Raw genomic sequence first — 19,690 nt, forward strand, 5'->3', positions numbered from 1 at the left:
AGACAATAATCCTTGCTGCGTCTATGCTATCCAGGTGGGAGCGAGCGACGGCAAACCGCCTTGTGCCAAACCACGCGGAGTCGAAGGCCGATACCACGTGGCGCACCCCAGGAAGGACCAGAACATGCGGCAACTCCGCAGACGACTCCCCGTAGTCGGCACAACGATTGCACTGATCGCCGGGAGCACTCTCCTTTCGTCTCCGGCAATGGCTGCGCCCGAACTCGGCCCCCAGCTCAGCGCATACGAGGGCGAACCAGACTTCACCGGCGTCACCACAAACCCTGAGACTGACAACCAGGGCGGCGTCGACAATGCCACCATGTACGGTGCCTACATTCCATCGTCGGGTGTCCTCTCCGGCAACCGTGTCTGGTGCATCGACCGGGGCCTGAACCAGCCCATGGGCAACGGCTACGACGAAAGTGGAAGATCATCGGTCGAAGCCCCCGAGCTGGCCTATATCCTCGCGAAGTGGGACGAGCCCCGCGACGACCAGGCCGATCAGATGGCTCATGACATGGCAATCGGCGAGCACGTACACAGCTCTGATGAAATAGACCACCGCGATATTCTCGAGGACCGCAGTCTGCAAGAGGTCACCGATGGCATCGGGTGGAACGAGGACTCTCAGAATCTCAAGGACATCGGCGCGGACGCGTTCTACGATGACGTACTTCCCGACGCATACGACCTCTCGGCACTCATGGGCGACGAAGCCGCGAAGTATGCCGGAGACGGCACCTATAAGGCCGACGTCACCATTGACGAGGACTCATCGGCTGCGGTTGTCTCGCTGGTCAACTCCGAGGGCGTCAGCGTTCCCGGATTCCACGGTGAGCTCACTGTCGACGGCGCCAAGCCTGAGACGACGGAAATCACATCCGACACATCGTCGGTCGAGGTGCCCCTCGATTTCACCGACGACGTTCCCGATGTCTCTGTATCAGTGACCTTCTCGGGAATGCCGACTGGTTCTGTCACCCAGTGGAACCCCAAGGACTTCGACGCTGATGGATATGATCGCGCGAGCCTGCAAGCTGTCGTTGAGGGGCAGGAGACAACGGTCCAGGCATCGGATTCCTACCAGGGCCTCTACACCCCGAAGGTATCTTCGCAGGTCTCGGTCGAAGAGATCACTGAGCTCCCGGCCAAGGTCACTGACAAGGTTCGCTTGGAGCACTGTGCACCGGGTGAAACCATCGAAGATGCCAAGGTCGAGGTGTATGCCGAAGACGGAACCATCTCTCAGTCCAAGACTCCTCCCGAGGATGCGGAGCTGATTGAAACCTTCACTCCCGATGTCACCTGCGAGGAAGACGGCACCGTCGACTTCAAGACCGACGAGCTCACACTCGATGCCGACTTCGTGAAGCCCGGCGAGGAGAAGTCTGTGACATTCGTGGCCTCGGCTCCTGCCTCCGAATCGAACGAAGCCTTCTCTCATGATTACGGTGTGCCCTCGGAGACCGTGGAAATCGCCATTCCCGAGGCCGATAAGCCAGACGACAACCCGGTAGTGAAAACCGGTGCGTACGTTGACTCGGCCGACGCCGGACCCAATTGGAACCTCCTCGGCGGCATCGGACTTCTGACCGTGGCCGGAGGACTCATCATCGGTGCACTTCGGCGTCGCATGACGGGCAACTGACGATTCAGTCATGACTCGGTGGCGGCCACTGCTTCGGTGGCCGCCACCGACATATGAAAGGAACCCATGACGGCACGAATATTTCGTGACTGGTGGTCCGTCCCCGCCGCAGTTGTCATCATTGCGCTCATCTGCTCAGGTGCATGGATGCTCACCCATGGCCTCACCGACGAACAGAGCACCGCCGGGAGTCAGGCCGATGTTCAGCTTGAAGAGCCCCCAAGCGAAACCGACGTCGAGGCGATGCAGATCGAAGCCCTCGACGGAGAATTCCAGATCCCTTCTGTCGGACTTGATACCGGGCTGGAGACAATGTCCGAGGTCAACGGTGCGATCAATCCCCCCGGGCTGCGCAATGGCTACGTTGTGCGTAATCACGGCACTCCCGACCACCCCGAACGCGGCACGACCTATGTCGCCATCCACTCCGTACAAGGAGCCGAGTTGCCCGGAAACACACTCATCGATGTCGATGCAGGAGAGCCGACTGTCGAAAAGGGTGAGTCGATCACTCTCCAGGACCGCGACTACACGGTGACCGACTCCTACACCGTTCCCAAGACGGACATCTCCGGTGATGATCGTGTGTGGGCCGATGAACCCGGCCGCCTCGTCATTCTCACGTGCCTGCAGCGCAGCTCCGGTCGATCAGCCGACAACGTCGTCATCGAGGCGATCGCTGACCGGCGATGACCAACCGAGCCGAAAGGCGAGGCAGCGGTCCCAGTATCACAGCCCCGGCTCGGGAACCTCGCCATCGTGTCGACGCTTGTTATGGTCGCGGGTGACGCGGACGACCATCGTCGGGCACTGCGAATACGGCAGAACCGACTGCGAGGTCGAACCTAGGAGCAGTCCCGCAAAGCCGCCACGTCCGCGAGAACCGATGACAAGCACCTCGGCGGTGTCTGAGGCCCGGACGAGCACCTCGGCGGGCTGACCGTCGAAGAGGGTCCAGGTGACGTCGAGGTCTGCGAACTCCTCCTGCAGGCGCTGCTTGGCTACGACGAGCTTGTCGGCTCCTTCATTGACCAGTCGCTCGAGGTCCGCTGTGCTGGGCAGCCATTCCGGGCCGATCACTGTCGTGGTGATGACAGCGACGATGTGCAGCGGCGATCCACGGCGCACAGCCAGTCGAGCAGCCTTCCACAGCGCGGGAGACTCAGCCCCTAGGGAATCGACTCCGACAACGACCTTGCCATCGAAACGCAGCCCCTCGATGGCGTCGACATTGGGGTCGGGCTCTTCGACGACGATGCCGTCCTGGCGGATGGGCCGGGAGGATGTGGGGTGAGCGGTCCTCTCGGCATCTGGCTGCCACGAGGCGGGAACGACCACGGTCGCGCAGGCGGAGTGGGCTGGCAGTGCGCTGGAGACGGTGCCGAGCAGGCGTCCGGCGAATCCGCCGCGTCCGCGTGAGCCGACGACGGCCAGGCTCCCCGATTTCGATTCGTCGATGAGGACACCGGCGGCGTCGCCGATCTCAATGACGGCTTCGACGGGCACACCGGCGGCCTTCACCTCGGCGGCGGCTTCTTTGAGTGTGTTGGTGACTGCCGCACGGATTGAGGTGTCATCGATCGGGACGTAGGAGACGTCGATCGCGGCCGCAGCCACGCTGGGGATCGTGTAGGCACCGACGAGGCGGATCGGCTTGTCCAGAGATTTCGCTTCGCGGATCGCCCATGCCAGTGCATTGCGGCTGGGTGGCGAACCGTCGATGCCGACGATGACGGCGTCGGATTCCCCTGGGGGCGTGGTTTCGGCGTTCTGGGGTCGGTCCTGCTCGTTCATAGCAAGCTCCTCATCTTGAAGCGAACTTCTCTCGCTTCCACCCTAAATCAGAATCGATCGCAGGCCTGGGCCTATGTCACATCGTTATCCGAATTGCGTCTCAGTGCGGACACCACGACGACCAGCTGGAACGATGCCTGTCTCAGGCGGCTTTGGAGAGCTCCAGGAACGGTCGCCACTGCTCGACCGGCTTGTCGATCCCGCGCATCCAGAATTGACCTGTTCGCGGCTCCTGGGGGTGGAAGCTGAGCTTCCACCCGATCTCCGCCAGTGACCTGTTGCCTTTGCGGTTGTTGCATTCGCGGCAGCAGGCGACGAGGTTCTCCCAGCTGTTGACCCCACCGCGGGAGCGGGGAACGACATGGTCGACGGTCGTCGCAGGCTTCGCGCAGTAGGCACAGCGGTGATTGTCGCGCCGGAGCACTCCCCGTCGGGAGAGTGAGACTCGACGGTCATGGGGCGGCCGCACATACCGTGTGAGCAGAATGACCGATGGCTGGTCGAGGTTCAGGTGCTCGGATCTCACTGGAACATCCTCGGCGGCCAGAACCGTCGCCTTGCCCGTCAGCACCAGGACTACGGCCCTGGTGAACGGAACGATCGACAGTGGTTCGTACCCGGCATTCAGCACAAGAGTCTTCATATCCCGCCCCTCATCTTCGTGTGAGTGTGGTTCCGGTCGATCGACACGGGCCCTGGGAACGCAAAAGGCGCTGTGCCGCAGCACAACGCCTTGAAAGAAGGGACAGACACAGATATGTACTCCGCGCCAGAAACTGGAGCGGCTATTCGTACTATTCGACTGTGGCCCATCTGATTCCCCATCACTTACGCCAAACTCAATCTTATTAAGACTAACGCCGACTCTCCCCTGTGACCGAATTCATACCGCTCGCGTCACTGATTCTTTCACTGTCGTTCACTTTTCAGGGCCGTGAGGACCGGTGTCGAGGCTGGCACCACAGGTGCGTTGCGGGAAGTTGATGCAATCGGGTACGCAAAAACTCCCCGTCTGGCTCGAGGACCGTCGAGCCGGGCGGGGAGTTTCTGTGTGTGAACTGGATCAGAGAACGCGGATGAAGGTGACGTTGCCCATCCAGCTGTAGCTGCGCTTCGAGGTGCCTGAACCTGGGGAACCGGCGTCATACATCTGTCCGTCACCGGCGTAGATGCCGATGTGACCTGGGCGCCAGATGAGGTCACCGGGCTTGGCCTCCGACTGGGAGACGACCTGGCCAGCGGCCTTCTGTGCGCCCGAGCTGCGAGGCAGGTTCACGCCGACCTTGCTGTAGACCCACGAGGTGTAACCGGAGCAGTCCCAGCCGCTCTGCGAAGTTCCACCGTAAACATATGGAGTGCCGACGCCCTTGGCAGCCCAGCCCATGACCTGCTCGGCCTTGGAGCCGTCGATCGAGCCGGCATCGTCGGACCCGGAGTCCTTGCTCTCGCTCTTGTCCTTGTCACCGGAATCCGAGGAACCGGCGGTCGGAGCATCAGCGGAGTCATCGTCTGAAGTGTCTTCAGCGGTCTCAACGGGCTTTGGTTCTGGTTTTGGTGCAGCTTTGGCGGTGACGGTCTGGACGTCGGCGCTGAAGGAGGAATCCTGCTTCTTGTCCTTGTCCTGGTCTTCGTCGCCAGCAGTGACGGTCGCCGTCTGGTTCTTGTACTCAACCTGGGTGTGAGCCTCTGACTCGGCGGAGACTGCGACGTTCTCGTCGGCTCCCTGTCCTGCTGCCGGAAGGACGGCTGCGGTGAGCAGTCCACCGCTGGCAGCAACGACGGCTGCACGGCGTCCGAAGACGGCGGAGTTGGCATTCAGGATATCGGTCAGTTCGGTCAATGGTGTCTTGACCTTGGCTTCAGCGGCGCGGCGGCCATGCTGCTTAGTTGCCACGTTTCCCTCTCGTCACCTATTGGAAAGATCCCAACCGCCACTCTCGGTCCTCAGAGATTTCACATCGAGCGTGGCGTGCGGCTCTCGATGCAAAGTCGCCACTTTCGTGAACGACCTCCACAACTGTAACTAATCAGTGACCGATTGTCACGTTTCTGTCACGAACCACGAGGGAAACACCTGAGGTTTTCCATAAAGGTGCAGGTCAGAGGCGTGATTTCCCGATAAATCTTCGTAACATTTGCTCGTTATACGACACGGCCCAGGGAGCGATCTGACGCTCTCTGGGCCGTGTTCGGCGATGCTTTGTAACAAACCGGCCCGAGTCGAGACCTTTGACCGTAACCGGCAACGTTTCGTGACCGTGACCGCGCAGTCTCGTGACCGTGACACCGCAATGCCTCGGCAGCCGGGCTCACATCTCGGCCGGGCTCACTCCCTGGCCAGGTTTACTTCTTATAGGCGAATACGTGCGAGGCGGTATCCAGCGGCAGATCGAGCACGTCCTGCGCACCGGGGACCTGAACAGTGATGTACTCACCGTTGCGTGAGATCTCGACATCACTCTCGGGCAGGACGCCTGCGACCTGGAACTGCTGCAGCAGATGGATGTCGACCTGGAGTGGTTCTGCCAACCAGGCGATCCGAAGCTCCTTCGCTCCGTCGCGAGCCACTGCGGTCGCCAGATCGACGACCTCCGTGCCGTTGTTCAGCTTTCCACCGATCACGTCGAGACCGGGGATCGGATTGCCATACGGGCCCGAGGCGATCTCGGGGAGCAGGGTGACGAGCTTACGTTCGACCTGCTCGCTCATCACGTGTTCCCACCGGCATGCCTCGTCGTGGACGAGTTCCCACTCGAGTCCGACGACGTCGGCGAGGAGTCGTTCTGCCAGCCTGTGCTTGCGCATCACCTCGGTGGCGATACGACGCCCCTCTGCCGTCAGTTCCAGGTGTCGGTCATTGCTCACATGCAGCAGACCGTCGCGTTCCATGCGCGCCACAGTCTGTGAAACGGTGGGACCGGAGTGATCCAAACGTTCAGCGATGCGAGCTCGCAACGGCACGATCGACTGCTCCTCAAGCTCGATGATCGACTTGAGGTACATCTCAGTTGTATCAATGAGGTCGTTCACTTCAGACCAGCCACTCCACTCTTCGTCTTCAGGCCCATTCGACCATTTCAGGCGTTCTCAGCCTCAATCCTATCCCGCGTACACATGATCACGTGCCTTCAAGCAGAGTTGAAGTCCACCGGCTCGTCTGATCCGAGGCCTTCATTCAATGCGTTGCCGCCGGCCTCGCCTGTCGTAGTCACCCTGTCTTCCGGATAACGCTGGCGGCACGACGAATATTTCAGCAAGACCCCGGTCAAGACCCCGCTCGAGACGGAGCCCGGATCAGGGGTAGAGGCGTACCGGACTCCACTCTTCCGCCCGGGAGAGATCTGCAGGTTCGTGGCTGCCGTCGGCACGGCGGAAGACCCACCTGTCATGGAACCGGTTCTTCTGCCCCTGCCAGAACTCGATCTCGAAGACACGGACCCTGAACCCGCCCCAGTGCTCTGGTCGGGGCACGTCCTTGTCCTCATACTCCGCCAGGGCGGCATCGTATTCTGCCTGCATCTGCTCCCGACCGCTGACCGGCCGGGACTGCTTCGAGACGGAGGCTGCGATCTGTGATCCGCGGGGGCGCACGGCGAAGTAGGCGTCGGAGTCCTCGGGGGCGGCCACCTCGGCGAGGCCCCTGATCCTGACCTGCCGTTCCATATCCTGCCAGGGGAAGTTCACGGCCACCCTGGGATCGGCGCGCAGCTGCCGGCCCTTGGCAGAGTCATAGTCGGTGAAGAACATGAAACCGGTTTCGTCGATGCCCTTGAGCAGGACGATCCGCGAGGAAGGACCCCACTCGTCGAGGGTCGAGACCGTCATCGCGTTCGGTTCCCGCACGTGGCCGGCGGCCTCGTCGTACCACTGTCTGAACAGCTCCAGCGGCGAGACCTGGGGATGGTCGAAGGTCGGTGACTCGTAGGACTTCCGCGTCTGCGGCAATCGGTCGACTGGCTCACTCATGCCTTCACTCTACGGCGACCCAGTGACACAACGCTCGCGCAGATACAGACATGGCGATGCCGACTCGCCGAGGCCGACATGACTCAAGATGACGGTGCCGGCCATCGGGCACAGGTAGGTGCGTCGTAGACTGTCGTGCGTGACTGCCACGAATATAGAGATCCCAGACGAACTCCTGCCCGCCGACGGACGCTTCGGCGCCGGTCCGGCCCGCATCCGCAAAGCCCAGATCGAGGCGCTGAATTCTGCCGCCGCCGATGTGCTGGGCACCAGCCACCGCCAGGCACCCGTGAAGAACCTGGTCGGGCGCATCCGCACCGGCCTGGCCGAACTCTTCAACCTGCCCTCCGGCTACGAGGTTGTCCTGGGCAACGGCGGCTCCACCGCCTTCTGGGACGTCGCCGCCTTCGGGCTGGTGCGCGAACGCGCCGCCCACGCGACCTTCGGCGAATTCGGTCAGAAGTTCGCCAAGGCCACTGACGAGGCCCCGCATCTGCAAGATTCCCTCATCCTCAAGGCCGAGCCCGGCACCTCCGCCGTCCCCTCCCCTGCTGCCCTCGCCGAGGCGACAGGCAATTCCGATGTCACGGCCGACGTCTATGCTTGGCCGCACAACGAGACCTCGACCGGTGTGGCCACCACGATCACGCGTCCCGAGGGCATCGACGAGGATTCGCTTGTCGTCATCGACGCCACCTCGGGTGCCGGCGGTCTGCCCGTCGACATCACCGCGACCGACGTCTACTACTTCGCGCCGCAGAAGAACATGGGCTCCGACGGCGGCCTGTGGGTGGCGATCATGTCGCCGAAGGCCATCGCCCGTGCCCAGGAGATCAAGGACTCGGGGCGGTGGATTCCCGCATCGCTGGATCTCGTGACCGCGATCGAGAACTCGCGCAAGGACCAGACCTACAACACTCCTGCTGTGACGACCCTGGTGCTCCTGGCTGAGCAGATCGATTGGATCAACGGCAACGGCGGCCTCGAGTGGGCCACCGCTCGCACCCGTGAGACCTCCGGTTTCGTCTACGACTGGGCCGATGCCGCCGAGGTGGCTCATCCCTTCGTGGAGAACCCTGAGGATCGCTCGTCGGTCGTGACAACCATCGACTTCGACGATTCGGTCGATGCGGCCCTCGTCGCCTCGGTGCTGCGCAACAACGGCATCGTCGACGTCGAGCCCTATCGCAAGCTGGGCCGCAACCAGCTGCGCATCGCGACCTTCGTCTCCGTCGATCCCGAGGACGTCAAGGCGCTGTTGGCCAGCATCGACTTCGTCATCGACGCCCTGGCCTGATACCTCGGGCGGCTTAGGCGCCAGCTAGGTGAGCACCAAGTGGTTCGGCGCCAGCTGCTTCGGCGCCCAATGGTTAGGTGCCGTTCCCGGCAATAGCTTTCAGCACCCCGCACCCGCAGTGTCTCAACACCCCGTTGCAACGAGGCGTTTTAGAGCTGCGAGGGCGGGGTGCTGAACTATCTGTAGGCGAAGCAGCTCACGGGAGGACGTGCGACGACCGGTGCGTGATGCGGTGGAAAGAACCCGCACGAGGCCCCCGTCCCCCGCTCCTCAGCCGAGGAAGTGGATGAGGTTTCCGATGCCGAAGGTGATGGCTGCCAGCAGCGCAAGCAGGAATTCGAGGGCGGTGCCGATGCCGATCGCCTTGAGTGATTCCCAGCTGGAGTCCCAGGCCTCTTTCGCCTCTTTGAGCCGCAGGTATTCGGCGAGGTAGAGCCCGGCGATGAAGCCGATCGGCAGACCGACGACGGGGATCACGAAGAATCCGATGATGCCGAGGAGACCTGCCAGCAGCACGGACTTGTTGGGGACCTTCATCGCCTTGAGTTTCCTGCCCGTGAGCACCAACGAGGCGCTCATACCGGCGGCGACGAAGACAGCGACGATGGCGAAGATGATCCAGGCCATCGGCCCACCGATGACGATGGCCCACACCAGCACGGCGATCGCGATGAGGATGGAACCCGGCAGCACGGGCAAGATGATGCCGAGGCAGCCGACGAGGATCGCCAATCCGACCAGCACCGAGGTGAGAATGTCCGCGTTCACTGTGTGTCCGATCTGTTGCTCATGGGGTTTTCATATTAAGGGACCAAGTTCTGCGCAGCACTCAGGATGGCAGACGCCTGCCGACCTGCCCCTCACGAGGGTCCGGCCCGACCTTCATGAGCGTCCGGCCCGACTCTCATGGCCGTCCGTGATAGCTCACGTGGAGACGGATGCGTGATTTGGGGTCGTAGTGCAGCCGCAGGTTCTTAGCCACAATCATCCACACCAGCCCGACGGCGAAGGCGATGATCCCCGAGGCGGCCCCGACGACCATCGCCATCCGCGGTCCGTACAGGTCGGCGACCCACCCGGCCAGCGGGGCACCGATAGGGGTGCCGCCCATGACGACAGCGGCATAGATCGCCATGACCCGACCGCGGTAGTGCGGTGGGGTCGTCGTCTGCACATAGGCGTTGGCCGAGGTCATCATCGTCAGCGATGCGAAGCCGACCAGCACAAGTGAGGCTGCGAAGACGTAGTAGTTGGGGATCAGGGACGCCGTCCCGACTGCGAGACCGAAACCGCCTGCCGCACCGAAGATGAAGCGCAGCCTCGGCTTCTCCCGCTTCGCCGAGGCCAGCGCCCCGGTCACCGATCCGATCGCCATGACGGAGTTGAGCAGACCGAAGCCGGAGGCGTCCTTGCCGAACTCGATCCGGGCCATCGTGGCGGTGTAGATGTTGAAGTTGAACCCGAAGGTCGCAACGATGAACAGCACCACAAGCACGATCGTCACATCGGGACGTTGGCGCAGGTATTTGAATCCGCCCAAGATCCCACCCGTGCCACGGCGACTCGATGGGTGAAGTCGGGACTGATCCAGCCGAATGAGCACCGTCAGAGTCGCGGCGAACCCGAGCCCGCTGATGAGGAACACCGGCCCGGCACCGATGACCGCGGTGAGGACACCGGCGACGGCGGGACCGATCATGCGGGCACCGTTGAATGATGCGGAGTTCAGACTCACCGCATTGGGGAGCAGCTTCTCACCGACGAGCTCGGAGACGAATGCCTGCCGGGCTGGGTTGTCGAGAGTGGCCAGGATGCCCAGGGCCAGAGCCGTCAGGTAGACGTGCCAGAGTTCGATGGCGTCGGTGATGACGAGCACGAACAGCAACAGGCCCACGGCCCCCAACAGTGTCTGGGTGACCATGAGCAGTCTGCGCTTGGAGAACCTGTCGGCGATCGCTCCCGCGAAGGGGAACATGATGAGCTGTGGGCCCATCTGCAGCGCCATCGTGATACCCAGGGCCGAGGCATTGTTGTTCGTCAGGTAGGTGAGGACGATCCAGTCCTGGGCCGTCCTCTGCATCCACGTTCCGGTGTTCGAGATCAGGGCACCGGCGAACCAATGTCGGTAGTTCGGTTCTGCCAGTGACCGGAACGTGTGGGCCATCGAGTGTGTCAGCCCTCCTGGAACTCGAGTTCGCCGACGGAGTAGTCATCGACGACGGCCTCGGCAGGCTCTGTGCTCTGCTTGCTGACGTCGGTCTCAGAATGGGCTCCGCACCCGAAGTCGAGTGCGACGACCTTGCCGTCGGCCGGGGACCAGCCGTTGGCACAGACGCCGAACTTCTGCCGCAGCGATCCCGCCAATGGCATCAGGTAACCGCAGCTGGAGCAGTGCGCCGAGGCTTTCGCCGCGAACTCGGACTCCGCGCCGGTCTCCGACTCGGCCCACCTGGTGGCCGCCGATGAGATGCCCTCGGTTGAGAGGACCCGACGACGGCCGAGCCCGAACTCAAAATTCGGAATCTCGTCCAGATTGCCGTCAGAGGTCTCTTCGACCTGCTCGAACCCCTGCTGGAGGTTCGGATCGTCTTCAACCTTCGGCAGGGTGTCCCGAGGAGTCAGATCGTCGGGTTCGAGCCGCTGTTCCCAGGGGACCCATTCCGGTGCGACGAGTGAGTCAGGACCGGGCAGCAGTGCGGTCTCGCAGACCGTGACCTTCTTGGCCCGGGGTGCGCGTGCGAGCACTGCGATCCAGCGCCAACCACGGTAGGTCGGGTCGGTGCATGCGAAGTAATGGGTGACCAGGCGAGTGCCCTCGGCCAATGTCCCCAGGTGGTCTCCGACCACGGAGCTGCCGGCCACCTCGGTGATGGCGGAACGAGCGGTATCGATCGCGGCGGCCAGCTGGGTGTCGAGGACGATCTTCTCCGACGTCGCCCGCGGGGCCTTGGCCGGCTTCACCGGCGCAGACGCCTCAGCCTGGGCCGTCGTTTCGGCAACCGACGTCGCCTCTGTGGGCGCAGGGTCGTTCGTCGGCTCGGCACTCTGGCCGGCCATCCAATCACTGAAGAGTGATGACATCAGGACTCCAAATCGTCGGCAATTGCCCGCAGCAGCGAGGCTACCTTGTTCCCGTGGGAAGGATCGGGGTAGCGGCCGTGCTGCAGTCCGTTGTTGAGGTCATCGAGTACTTTGATGACATCTTCAACCATAACCGCCATGTCTTCGGCCGGACGTCGGCGGACCTTCGCAACCTTGGTCGGCCGACAGCAGTCTGGCCTTAAGCACCTGGGCTCCGCGGCGGGAATCGACCACATCGTAGTCGAGGCGGGTGCCCTTGGTGACCTCGGCGTCCTCGGGCAGGACCGAGGAGTGGAGGAAGGCCTGGGAGCCGTCCTCGGCGATGACGAAGCCGAAGCCCTTGTCGACGTCGAACCATTTCACGCGTCCGGTTGGCATGGTGTCCTTTCCTGTTGCTGCTCGTCGTTGGTGTTGCTCGTCGGTGTTGCTGTTCGTACTGGTCAAGCTCGTATTCGGTGATGCTCAGTGGTGCGGCGGCCTCGCTCGACCGTGTCTGTGGCTAAGTCTGCGTCTGTGGCTAAGTCTGCGTCTGTGCCGACGCCTGTATCGGCGCCTGTACCAGTGACCGCGCCAAGACCTGCATCTGACCCAGAGTCCGCGTCGCCGTCTGCGACCGCTCCTGCACTGACGCGATCCGGCATCCGATCCGGGTCAAGCTCCGGAACCTGCTCCGCGCCCGTCCTCGTGCGTGCCATCTCAGTGGTTCAACGTCACGATACTGTGCGAGATTCCGGCCGTGGCCACTCGATTCGCCCGGGACACGAACGCTGACTGCGGCCAACCTCGGCGTGGGTGCCGTCATGGTGGGAAAGTGCCCGACGCTGACTCAACGGCCACCCCGTCTCAGGCGTTCGCCTCAGCGGATGTGCGTGTGCCGTCGGCTGCGCCCGCGGCCGAGTTTCAGCTCTGGCCCACCTCGGTCTGTCTGCGTCTCAGTGCCGCTCTGACCAGGGCCACAGCGACCAAGGCGAAGGCGATCGGGAGGAGGATCATCGGCAGGTATGTCAGCAGGTGCGAGGGGGCGTAGCCCATCCAGGCCTGCCCCAGTACGCCGAGCAGCGCGACCGCTCCGACAATGGCGGCGGCAACGGCCACGACGACGATGGTCGAGTCGACACGCTTGGCTGACAATGCTCGTCCTTTCCGAGATCTGCGAACCTGTTCTGCCCACCTATTGTACCCCTCACGCTAAACTGAACAGCGATGTCAATGACCTTCAGCCAGTGGCTGTCCCACAGTGCCGATACCGACTTCGAGTCCCTCGTCCGGACCCGTCGCGATCTCCTCCAACCAGAGTCCCCGACGATTCCCTCGCTGGCCGCGGCCGCGTCCTCGCGCATCGGCGTCTCCCGGGGCATCGAAGCCCTCAGCGCCACCGAGCTCGACGTCTTCATCGACCTGGCCAAGGCCGCACGCACCACCACGGACATCAACGTGGGTGAGAATCGTCATATCGACGATGCCCTCGCCGAGGTTGTCCTCCCCCGACTGCGCGACCTGGGCCTGGCCTGGCCCTCGGCCGCCCCCAGCGAGACGGCATCGTCGCCGAAGTCCACCTGGCGGATCCAGTCCGAGGCCATCACACTCCTGCCCACCTCGGCGGCCGAATCCGCTCGGGCACTTCCGTGGCAGGCGGGATCGGCCGAGCTCGATTCGAGCACCGAGACCATCCCCACGTCGCTCATCCACAACAGCGAACGAGCCGCCGTGGCAGAGGTCATCTCCTCCCTGCGCGGGCTCGTCGATGAGTTGGCCAGCTCCCCCATCTCCCGTCTGACCAGCGGCGGAATCTCCAAACGCGATGTCACGCGGATCGGGAAGACCATCGATCTGGGACTCGAACAGACGATCACCCTGCTGCTCGCGGCGAAATCGCTCAACCTCATCGGCGTCCTCGATGACCCGCTGGATCCGCAGTGGACGGCCAGCGATGACGCCGCCGATGTCCTCGAAGGAGACAGGGCGCAGCTGTGGGCAGCACTGGTGTCCTCCTGGCTGCGTGAACCTCTCGATGTCACCCAACTGGCGGCAGGGGCCAGCGCCAACGAACGCCTCACCGTCCTCGCCTCGCCGAAGAAGTCCCTGTTCAAGGGGTTCAGCCAGTCGCAGCCGACGATGCCGCTGCTGCGCTTCACCATCCTGGAGATACTCCACGACATCGGGCAGGGATCCTCGCGCTCGGCGCAGTGGATCCACGCGCAGGTCCTGGCCAGGCGACCGCTCATTCCCGCCCATGACTTCGCAATGACGGAGGCGATCCTGCACACCGCCGGCGCCTTCGGTCTGGCGACGACGCCGCTGCAGAACTCTGAGCATTTCGGCCCCAGCAGGTTCGGCGTCCTCCTCGCCGCAGGCCTGGCTTCGGCGATGCGTGCCCAGGCTGCGCAGGATCCTTCGATCGCCCCTGTGAACTTCAGCCTCGAGAGTCTCGAGGTGCCCGGCGATGTCGTCGACGAGGTTCGGGGCGGGCTCGTCGACGAGGTCGACACCGTCCTCATCCAGTCCGATCTCACCGCCGTGGCGACCGGGCCCATCGAACCCAGGGTCCACCATATTCTGCGTAAGTTCGCCGTCGTCGAGGCACGTGGGCAGGGCACCGTGTACCGCATCGACGCCGACACGATCGAGGCGAGCATGCAGACCGGCATCAATGCCGAGGATGCCCTGGCCCAACTCGCAGAGATCAGCGCCGAGGCTCTGCCCTCGACCCTGAACTTCCTCGTCGAGAACACGGCGTCGAAGCTGCGCCGGGTCCAGGTCGCAGGTGCCCGCGCCGTCCTCGTCGTCGATGACCCCGTCGACCTCGACGTCATCCTCTCCGACCAGGCCATGCTGCCGGCCGGTCTGGAACGATTGGCCCCGACCGTGGCGATCGGGCAGCTGGGCCCCGAACGCACCATGCATCTCTTAGAGTCCGCCGAGCACCACGCCATGCTGCACTCGCCCTCGGGTCCGGTGCGCAAACGCAGGGTCATCACGCAGGCCGAGCCGGAGGTGCATCTGCGCAAGCGTGCCCGGGTCACAGATAACCACCTCGACGACTACATCCGCATCCTCCGCTCCCCCGGGGCCCGCGCGGCCCCGGTGAGAAGCACCGACGAACCCCTGGGACACATGGATCGTCTCCGGGAAGCCGCCAGTGCGGGCCAGCAGGTCACGATCACGCTCGCCGACTCCCACGGGAAGGAACGCGTCATCGAGATGCTCCCTGCCACCGTCAACGGCGGCCGCGTGCGGGGCACGGTCAAGACCACCGGCGCCGAGGCGTCCCTGTCGATCGCGCGCATCGTCAGTGTCGATGTGGCCGGTGCTCAATCCGATGGTGCGGAGGAACAATCCTGAGGACACATGCGTTGTGCCCTCGGAAGTCACCTCGGCGTGGGAAGAAGCAGGAACACATATGAACGGTCCGTTGATCGTGCAGTCCGACCGGACTGTGCTGTTGGAGTCGGGGCATCCCCTGGCCGTCGAGGCGGCTGTGGCGATCGCACCCTTCGCGCAGCTGTCGCGGACCCCGGAATACATCCACACGTACACGATCACCCCGCTGGGGCTGTGGAACGCCCGGGCCAGCGGCCATGACGCGGAGTCCGTCGTCGACGTCCTCCTCGAGTTCGCGAAGTACCCGGTGCCTCATGAGCTGCTCGTCGACATCGTCGACATCATGGACCGCTTCGGCGTGCTCACCCTCGTCGACAATCCGATCCACGGACTGACCCTGACCTCGGCAGACACGGATCTGCTCGCCTCGCTCATCACCCAGCCGGACCTGGTGGGCAAGTTCGGCAAAACCCTCGACGCCGAATCCGTCCTCGTCCACCCGTCGGAGCGCGGAGAGCTCAAACATGCGCTGCTGCAGCTGGGCCATCCGGTCTCCGACCATGCCGGCTACGTCGACGGTGAGGCCCACGAGATCGCTTTGTCCGATGACGCCCATGGCGGGCAGTGGCACCTGCGTGACTATCAGAAGGAAGCGATCGACCATTCCCTCAGCGGCGAGTCCGGCGTCGTCGTTCTGCCCTGCGGTGCTGGCAAGACCATCGTCGGAGTGGCCACGATGTCGCGGGTGCAGACGACGACGCTGATCCTCGTGACGAACTCCGTGGCCGCTCGGCAGTGGAAGGACGAAATCCTCGCGCGCACCTCGCTGACCGAGGACGAGGTCGGTGAGTACTCGGGGTCGACGAAGGAGATCCGGCCGATCACCATCGCTACCTATCAGGTGCTGACCACGCGCCGCAAAGGCTCCTACCTGCATCTCGAGCTCCTTGATGCCAAGGATTGGGGTCTGGTCATCTATGACGAGGTCCACCTGCTGCCGGCACCGATCTTCCGTCTGACCGCGAGCCTGCAGGCCAGGCGGCGGCTCGGGCTTACGGCCACCCTGGTCCGTGAGGACGGACGTGAGGACGAGGTGTTCTCCCTCATCGGGCCCAAGCAGTACGAGGTGCCGTGGAAGGAACTCGAGCGCATGGGCTACATCGCCACCGCCTCCTGCCACGAAGTCCGGGTCCGCCTCGACGGAGGAACCCGCACCGCCTATGCCCGTGCCGATGGTGAGGATCGGTACCGGCTGGCTGCGACGTCGGATGCGAAGCTGCCGATCGTGCGTGAGCTCGTCGCCGACCACCCGAAGGCGCAGATCCTCGTCATCGGCCAGTACCTCGATCAGCTCGAAGAGGTCGGGCGCGAACTCGACGCTCCTGTGCTGACCGGTCAGACGCCGGAATCGCAGCGCCAGGAGCTCTTCCGCGACTTCCGGTCCGGCGCGATCCCGGTTCTCGTGGTGTCGAAGGTCGCGAACTTCTCCGTCGACCTGCCGGCGGCCTCCGTGGCGATCCAGGTCTCAGGTGCCTTCGGCTCCCGGCAGGAGGAGGCCCAGCGCCTGGGTCGGATTCTGCGGCCGAAGGAAGACTCCGGATCCGCGACGTTTTACACCGTCGTCGCCGCCGACACCGTCGACGAGCACTTCGCCGCCCAGCGTCGTCGCTTCCTCACCGAGCAGGGCTACAGCTACGACATCGAGGTCCGCTGAGTCAGCCTGCGCCACGTGGCTCAGCACCTGAGCGCCAGGTTGCTGCGGCTCAGACCGAGGCGAGCTCCTCGGACGTGACGACGACCTCGCGGGAAGCGACCCGGCGGGCCAGACGCGCCTCGCCCCATTTGATGAACCCGACGCCGGCGACGATGAAGACACCGCCGAAGAGCTGGATGGGTGCGGGCATCTCGAACAGGATCAGCCAGGCGACGATGACGGAGAAGGGCACCTCGATGAGGTTGACGAAGGAGCCGACCGTGGCACCGATGTAGCGCAGGCCGAGGATGCCGGTGATGTAGGCGCCGACGGTGAAGACGACGATCATCGCCATAGGCAGGATCCACGAAACTTTGTAGCCGCCGAAATCGACATCGGCAGCGACCGCACCGGCCGGCATGACTCCCGTGAAGACGATGAGCGACATCGCCAGGGCCCCGACGCCCATGCCCAACCCGGTCAGTGCAACCGGTGGGACGTTGATGGAGTCCTTCGCCGAGACGAGGAAGTAGCTGGCCAGGCAGACCGCAGCTGCAAGAGCCATGACGACACCGAAGATGCTGATATCGGAGTTACGGAGATTGAGGATGAGGACGAGCCCGATCATCGAGACCACCACACCGATGAAGGTCACCGTCGCCGGACGAGTCCGCGTCCGCGCCCAGATCCAGAAGACGATGAGCATCGGTGCGGTCATCTCGAGCAGCAGCGCCACCGCCACGGTGAGATGCTCGACGGCGACGAAGTAGAAGCCCTGGACACCGGCCATCGACACGAGGCCGTAGGTGAGCACAGTCTTCCAATGCCTGCGCACCTCGTCCCAGCGTCCGCGCAGGGCAATGATGCTGGGCACGAGCAGCAGAACGGCCGATCCGGCCAGTCGGATGAGCACGACCGAGCCCGGGGTCCACCCGATCTCATACATCGTCTTCGCGATCGGTCCCGAGACCGCGAAGAAGAATGCCGAGGCAAGCGTGAGGAGAAACCCCATGACGACGGTACGACTCATTCTTGACCTCCTGAAGTGCATGACTGCTGAAACGATGATGGACGCGCTGGTGGAAATGTGATCCGAGTGCGGTGGGAGTGGGGCACATGCCGGCACCCTCGCCGAGGTGGGGCCCAGTCCCGGAGGACTCTGACGTTGGTCTGCCGCCTGAATCCAGTATTGAACACGCCCGTGAAATGAGTCAAGTGCATTTTGGTCCTTACATCGCTGTGGCAGAATGTGCCCACCATGCCTTTTGCCTATGACATTCGCTCGAATCTCACGATGCTCGTCGACCTCCTCAATACCTCCGGAGCACTCGCCGAGGACGGAGACGAGCTGACGACAACCGCCGGACTCCGCGGATTCGCGGCCCGGCACGACTTCTCGGGCCCCATTCGGGCCACGAAATCCGATGTCGATGAGACGCGTCGCCTGCGGGAAAGATTCGCTCTTGCGCTCGACGCGAGCCTCGACGCTGTGACACCTGCCGAGGTCGCGGCGGGCGAAGAGAGCGTCGTCAATGAGGTCAATCTCACACTCCGCGAGGCCAATGCACTGCCCCTGCTCGTCAAGCACGGGGAATGGGACTGGCACCTGCACGGGGTGGGCGAGTCGGCGAGCCTGGCCGATCGCGTCGCCGCCGACGTCGCACTCGTCCTCATCGACCTCATCCGCAGCGGAGACCTCGACCGTCTCGGCCGCTGCGCCGCCGAGGACTGCGACGCCTACCTGGCCGACTTCAGCCGCAACCGCTCGAAGCGCTTCTGCGATACCGGCAACTGCGCGAACCGCACGCACGTGGCCGCATTCCGCGCCCGGCAGGCAGACTCCTGAGAGATCAGCCCCCTGGAACAACGACCGGAGTCCTAATACGACAGCCGGAGCCCCGCCTCGGCGATGGCCAGCGAGCACGCATCGACATTTCTGTGCAATAGACGTGCGCGAGCACATATAACCCTCAATTTGTGGTGGCGTTCCTGTGAACGCATGCGGCACTTCGGTCCCCACGGGACTTTTCTGAGAGTTTTCAGTGACTCACGTCACATTCGCATTCAGGGAACTGTCAAGCCACTCTCAGAATTGAGCTTCAGACTGGATGCATGACTACAGCAAACGATACCGACATCGAAGCCACACTCCTCGTTGTCGACGATGAGCCCAATATCCGCGAACTCCTCTCGACCAGCCTGCGCTTCGCAGGATTCGACGTCGTCTCGGCTGCCAACGGCGCCGAAGCTCTTCGTCTGGCCGAGCAGACCAACCCCGATCTCCTCGTCCTCGACGTGATGCTGCCGGACATGGACGGCTTCACCGTCACGCGTCGCCTCCGCCAGATCGGCATGAACGCTCCGGTCGTGTTCCTCACCGCCCGTGATGACACCTCGGACAAGATCACCGGCCTGACCGTCGGCGGCGATGACTACGTCACGAAGCCCTTCAGCCTCGAAGAGGTCGTCGCCCGCATCCGTGCCGTGCTGCGTCGGACCCGCAGCCTCGAGGACGAAGAGAACGCCGTCATCATGGCCGGCGATCTCGAACTCGATGACGACACCCACGAGGTGCGTCGCTCGGGAATCCTCATCGATCTCTCCCCCACCGAGTTCAAACTGCTGCGTTACCTCATGCTCAACACCAACCGTGTGCTCTCGAAGTCCCAGATCCTCGACCATGTCTGGGAATACGACTTCGGCGGCGACACCGGAATCGTCGAGTCCTACATCTCCTACCTGCGTCGCAAGATCGATGTCACACCGGAGACTGACGCCGCCGGACACCCTGTCGAGATGGAATGGACGCCGATGATCCAGACCAAGCGCGGTGTGGGTTATATGCTGCGCACACCGGAATCCAAGTAGTCGGACAAGCTCAGGCGCT

The 19,690-nt window shown here is 63.5% G+C and carries 17 protein-coding genes and 1 pseudogene; 7 read left to right on the forward strand and 11 right to left on the reverse strand.

What is annotated here, in order from left to right:
- Positions 1–208: 208 nt before the first annotated feature.
- Together PGC08_RS16010 and PGC08_RS16015 are read left to right on the forward strand one after the other, a co-directional pair.
- Complete coding sequence (locus PGC08_RS16010) at positions 209–1,651, forward strand: hypothetical protein (RefSeq protein ID WP_271708872.1); 1,443 nt, start codon at positions 209–211, stop codon at positions 1,649–1,651.
- 66 nt (positions 1,652–1,717) lie between these two features.
- Positions 1,718–2,344 carry a class F sortase gene (locus tag PGC08_RS16015; RefSeq protein ID WP_271708873.1) on the forward strand — a complete coding sequence of 209 codons (627 nt, stop codon included), beginning with the start codon at positions 1,718–1,720 and terminating at the stop codon, positions 2,342–2,344.
- Positions 2,345–2,380: 36 nt separating this feature from the next.
- On the opposite strand, the gene PGC08_RS16020 is transcribed toward PGC08_RS16015, so the two are convergent.
- The 5 genes from PGC08_RS16020 to pdxH all read right to left on the reverse strand — a co-directional run bounded on the left by PGC08_RS16020 (position 2,381) and on the right by pdxH (position 7,411).
- The gene (locus PGC08_RS16020; protein ID WP_271708874.1) at positions 2,381–3,445 is read right to left on the reverse strand and encodes a universal stress protein; all 1,065 of its coding nucleotides are present in this window, start codon (positions 3,443–3,445) and stop codon (positions 2,381–2,383) included.
- A 142-nt stretch (positions 3,446–3,587) separates the two neighbouring features.
- Positions 3,588–4,088 (reverse strand): HNH endonuclease, encoded by a 501-nt coding sequence (locus tag PGC08_RS16025; protein WP_009881905.1) that lies wholly within the window; start codon positions 4,086–4,088, stop codon positions 3,588–3,590.
- A 420-nt stretch (positions 4,089–4,508) separates the two neighbouring features.
- Positions 4,509–5,339, reverse strand: a complete 831-nt coding sequence (locus PGC08_RS16030) for a C40 family peptidase (RefSeq protein ID WP_271708875.1) — start codon at positions 5,337–5,339, stop codon at positions 4,509–4,511.
- A gap of 449 nt (positions 5,340–5,788) precedes the next feature.
- The gene (locus tag PGC08_RS16035) at positions 5,789–6,475 is read right to left on the reverse strand and encodes a metal-dependent transcriptional regulator (RefSeq protein WP_009881903.1); all 687 of its coding nucleotides are present in this window, start codon (positions 6,473–6,475) and stop codon (positions 5,789–5,791) included.
- Positions 6,476–6,739: 264 nt separating this feature from the next.
- Positions 6,740–7,411 carry a pyridoxamine 5'-phosphate oxidase gene (gene pdxH / locus PGC08_RS16040; RefSeq protein ID WP_096168168.1) on the reverse strand — a complete coding sequence of 224 codons (672 nt, stop codon included), beginning with the start codon at positions 7,409–7,411 and terminating at the stop codon, positions 6,740–6,742.
- A gap of 139 nt (positions 7,412–7,550) precedes the next feature.
- Between pdxH and serC the strand changes: the two genes are divergently transcribed.
- Entirely contained in the window at positions 7,551–8,708 is a 1,158-nt protein-coding gene (serC, locus tag PGC08_RS16045; RefSeq protein WP_009881901.1) for a phosphoserine transaminase, read from the forward strand.
- Between the two features lie 270 nt (positions 8,709–8,978).
- On the opposite strand, the gene PGC08_RS16050 is transcribed toward serC, so the two are convergent.
- The 5 genes and pseudogenes from PGC08_RS16050 to PGC08_RS16070 form a co-directional block, all read right to left on the reverse strand.
- A complete protein-coding gene (locus PGC08_RS16050) occupies positions 8,979–9,476 on the reverse strand; it encodes a DUF456 domain-containing protein (protein WP_069600847.1) in 498 nt (165 codons plus the stop codon).
- Positions 9,477–9,612: 136 nt separating this feature from the next.
- Positions 9,613–10,872, reverse strand: a complete 1,260-nt coding sequence (locus tag PGC08_RS16055) for an MFS transporter (RefSeq protein ID WP_271708876.1) — start codon at positions 10,870–10,872, stop codon at positions 9,613–9,615.
- 8 nt (positions 10,873–10,880) lie between these two features.
- The gene (locus tag PGC08_RS16060) at positions 10,881–11,789 is read right to left on the reverse strand and encodes a DUF3027 domain-containing protein (protein WP_009881898.1); all 909 of its coding nucleotides are present in this window, start codon (positions 11,787–11,789) and stop codon (positions 10,881–10,883) included.
- Positions 11,789–12,167 (reverse strand): annotated as a pseudogene (locus PGC08_RS16065) (cold-shock protein). Before PGC08_RS16065 ends, PGC08_RS16060 begins: the two are co-directional and overlap by 1 nt.
- 522 nt (positions 12,168–12,689) lie before the next feature.
- Positions 12,690–12,920 carry a hypothetical protein gene (locus PGC08_RS16070; protein WP_009881896.1) on the reverse strand — a complete coding sequence of 77 codons (231 nt, stop codon included), beginning with the start codon at positions 12,918–12,920 and terminating at the stop codon, positions 12,690–12,692.
- A gap of 72 nt (positions 12,921–12,992) precedes the next feature.
- Here PGC08_RS16070 and PGC08_RS16075 point away from each other — a divergent pair, with 72 nt between their 5' ends.
- Both PGC08_RS16075 and PGC08_RS16080 read left to right on the forward strand, forming a co-directional pair.
- Positions 12,993–15,131: a helicase-associated domain-containing protein gene (locus PGC08_RS16075; protein ID WP_240513706.1), complete on the forward strand. Its 2,139-nt coding sequence runs from the start codon at positions 12,993–12,995 to the stop codon at positions 15,129–15,131.
- A gap of 58 nt (positions 15,132–15,189) precedes the next feature.
- Complete coding sequence (locus tag PGC08_RS16080; RefSeq protein WP_009881894.1) at positions 15,190–16,824, forward strand: DNA repair helicase XPB; 1,635 nt, start codon at positions 15,190–15,192, stop codon at positions 16,822–16,824.
- A gap of 49 nt (positions 16,825–16,873) precedes the next feature.
- Here PGC08_RS16080 and PGC08_RS16085 read toward each other — a convergent pair whose 3' ends face one another.
- Positions 16,874–17,833, reverse strand: coding sequence for an EamA family transporter (locus PGC08_RS16085; RefSeq protein ID WP_271708877.1), 960 nt, complete (start codon positions 17,831–17,833; stop codon positions 16,874–16,876).
- Positions 17,834–18,061: 228 nt separating this feature from the next.
- On the opposite strand from PGC08_RS16085, the gene PGC08_RS16090 reads away from it, so the two are divergent.
- Both PGC08_RS16090 and PGC08_RS16095 read left to right on the forward strand, forming a co-directional pair.
- Positions 18,062–18,649, forward strand: coding sequence for a CGNR zinc finger domain-containing protein (locus PGC08_RS16090; protein WP_096157541.1), 588 nt, complete (start codon positions 18,062–18,064; stop codon positions 18,647–18,649).
- Positions 18,650–18,915: 266 nt separating this feature from the next.
- Complete coding sequence (locus PGC08_RS16095) at positions 18,916–19,671, forward strand: response regulator transcription factor (RefSeq protein WP_009881891.1); 756 nt, start codon at positions 18,916–18,918, stop codon at positions 19,669–19,671.
- Positions 19,672–19,690 lie beyond the last annotated feature (19 nt).

Origin of the sequence: Brevibacterium sp. BDJS002 (assembly GCF_028201555.1) — a bacterium.
GTDB lineage: Bacteria > Actinomycetota > Actinomycetes > Actinomycetales > Brevibacteriaceae > Brevibacterium > Brevibacterium aurantiacum.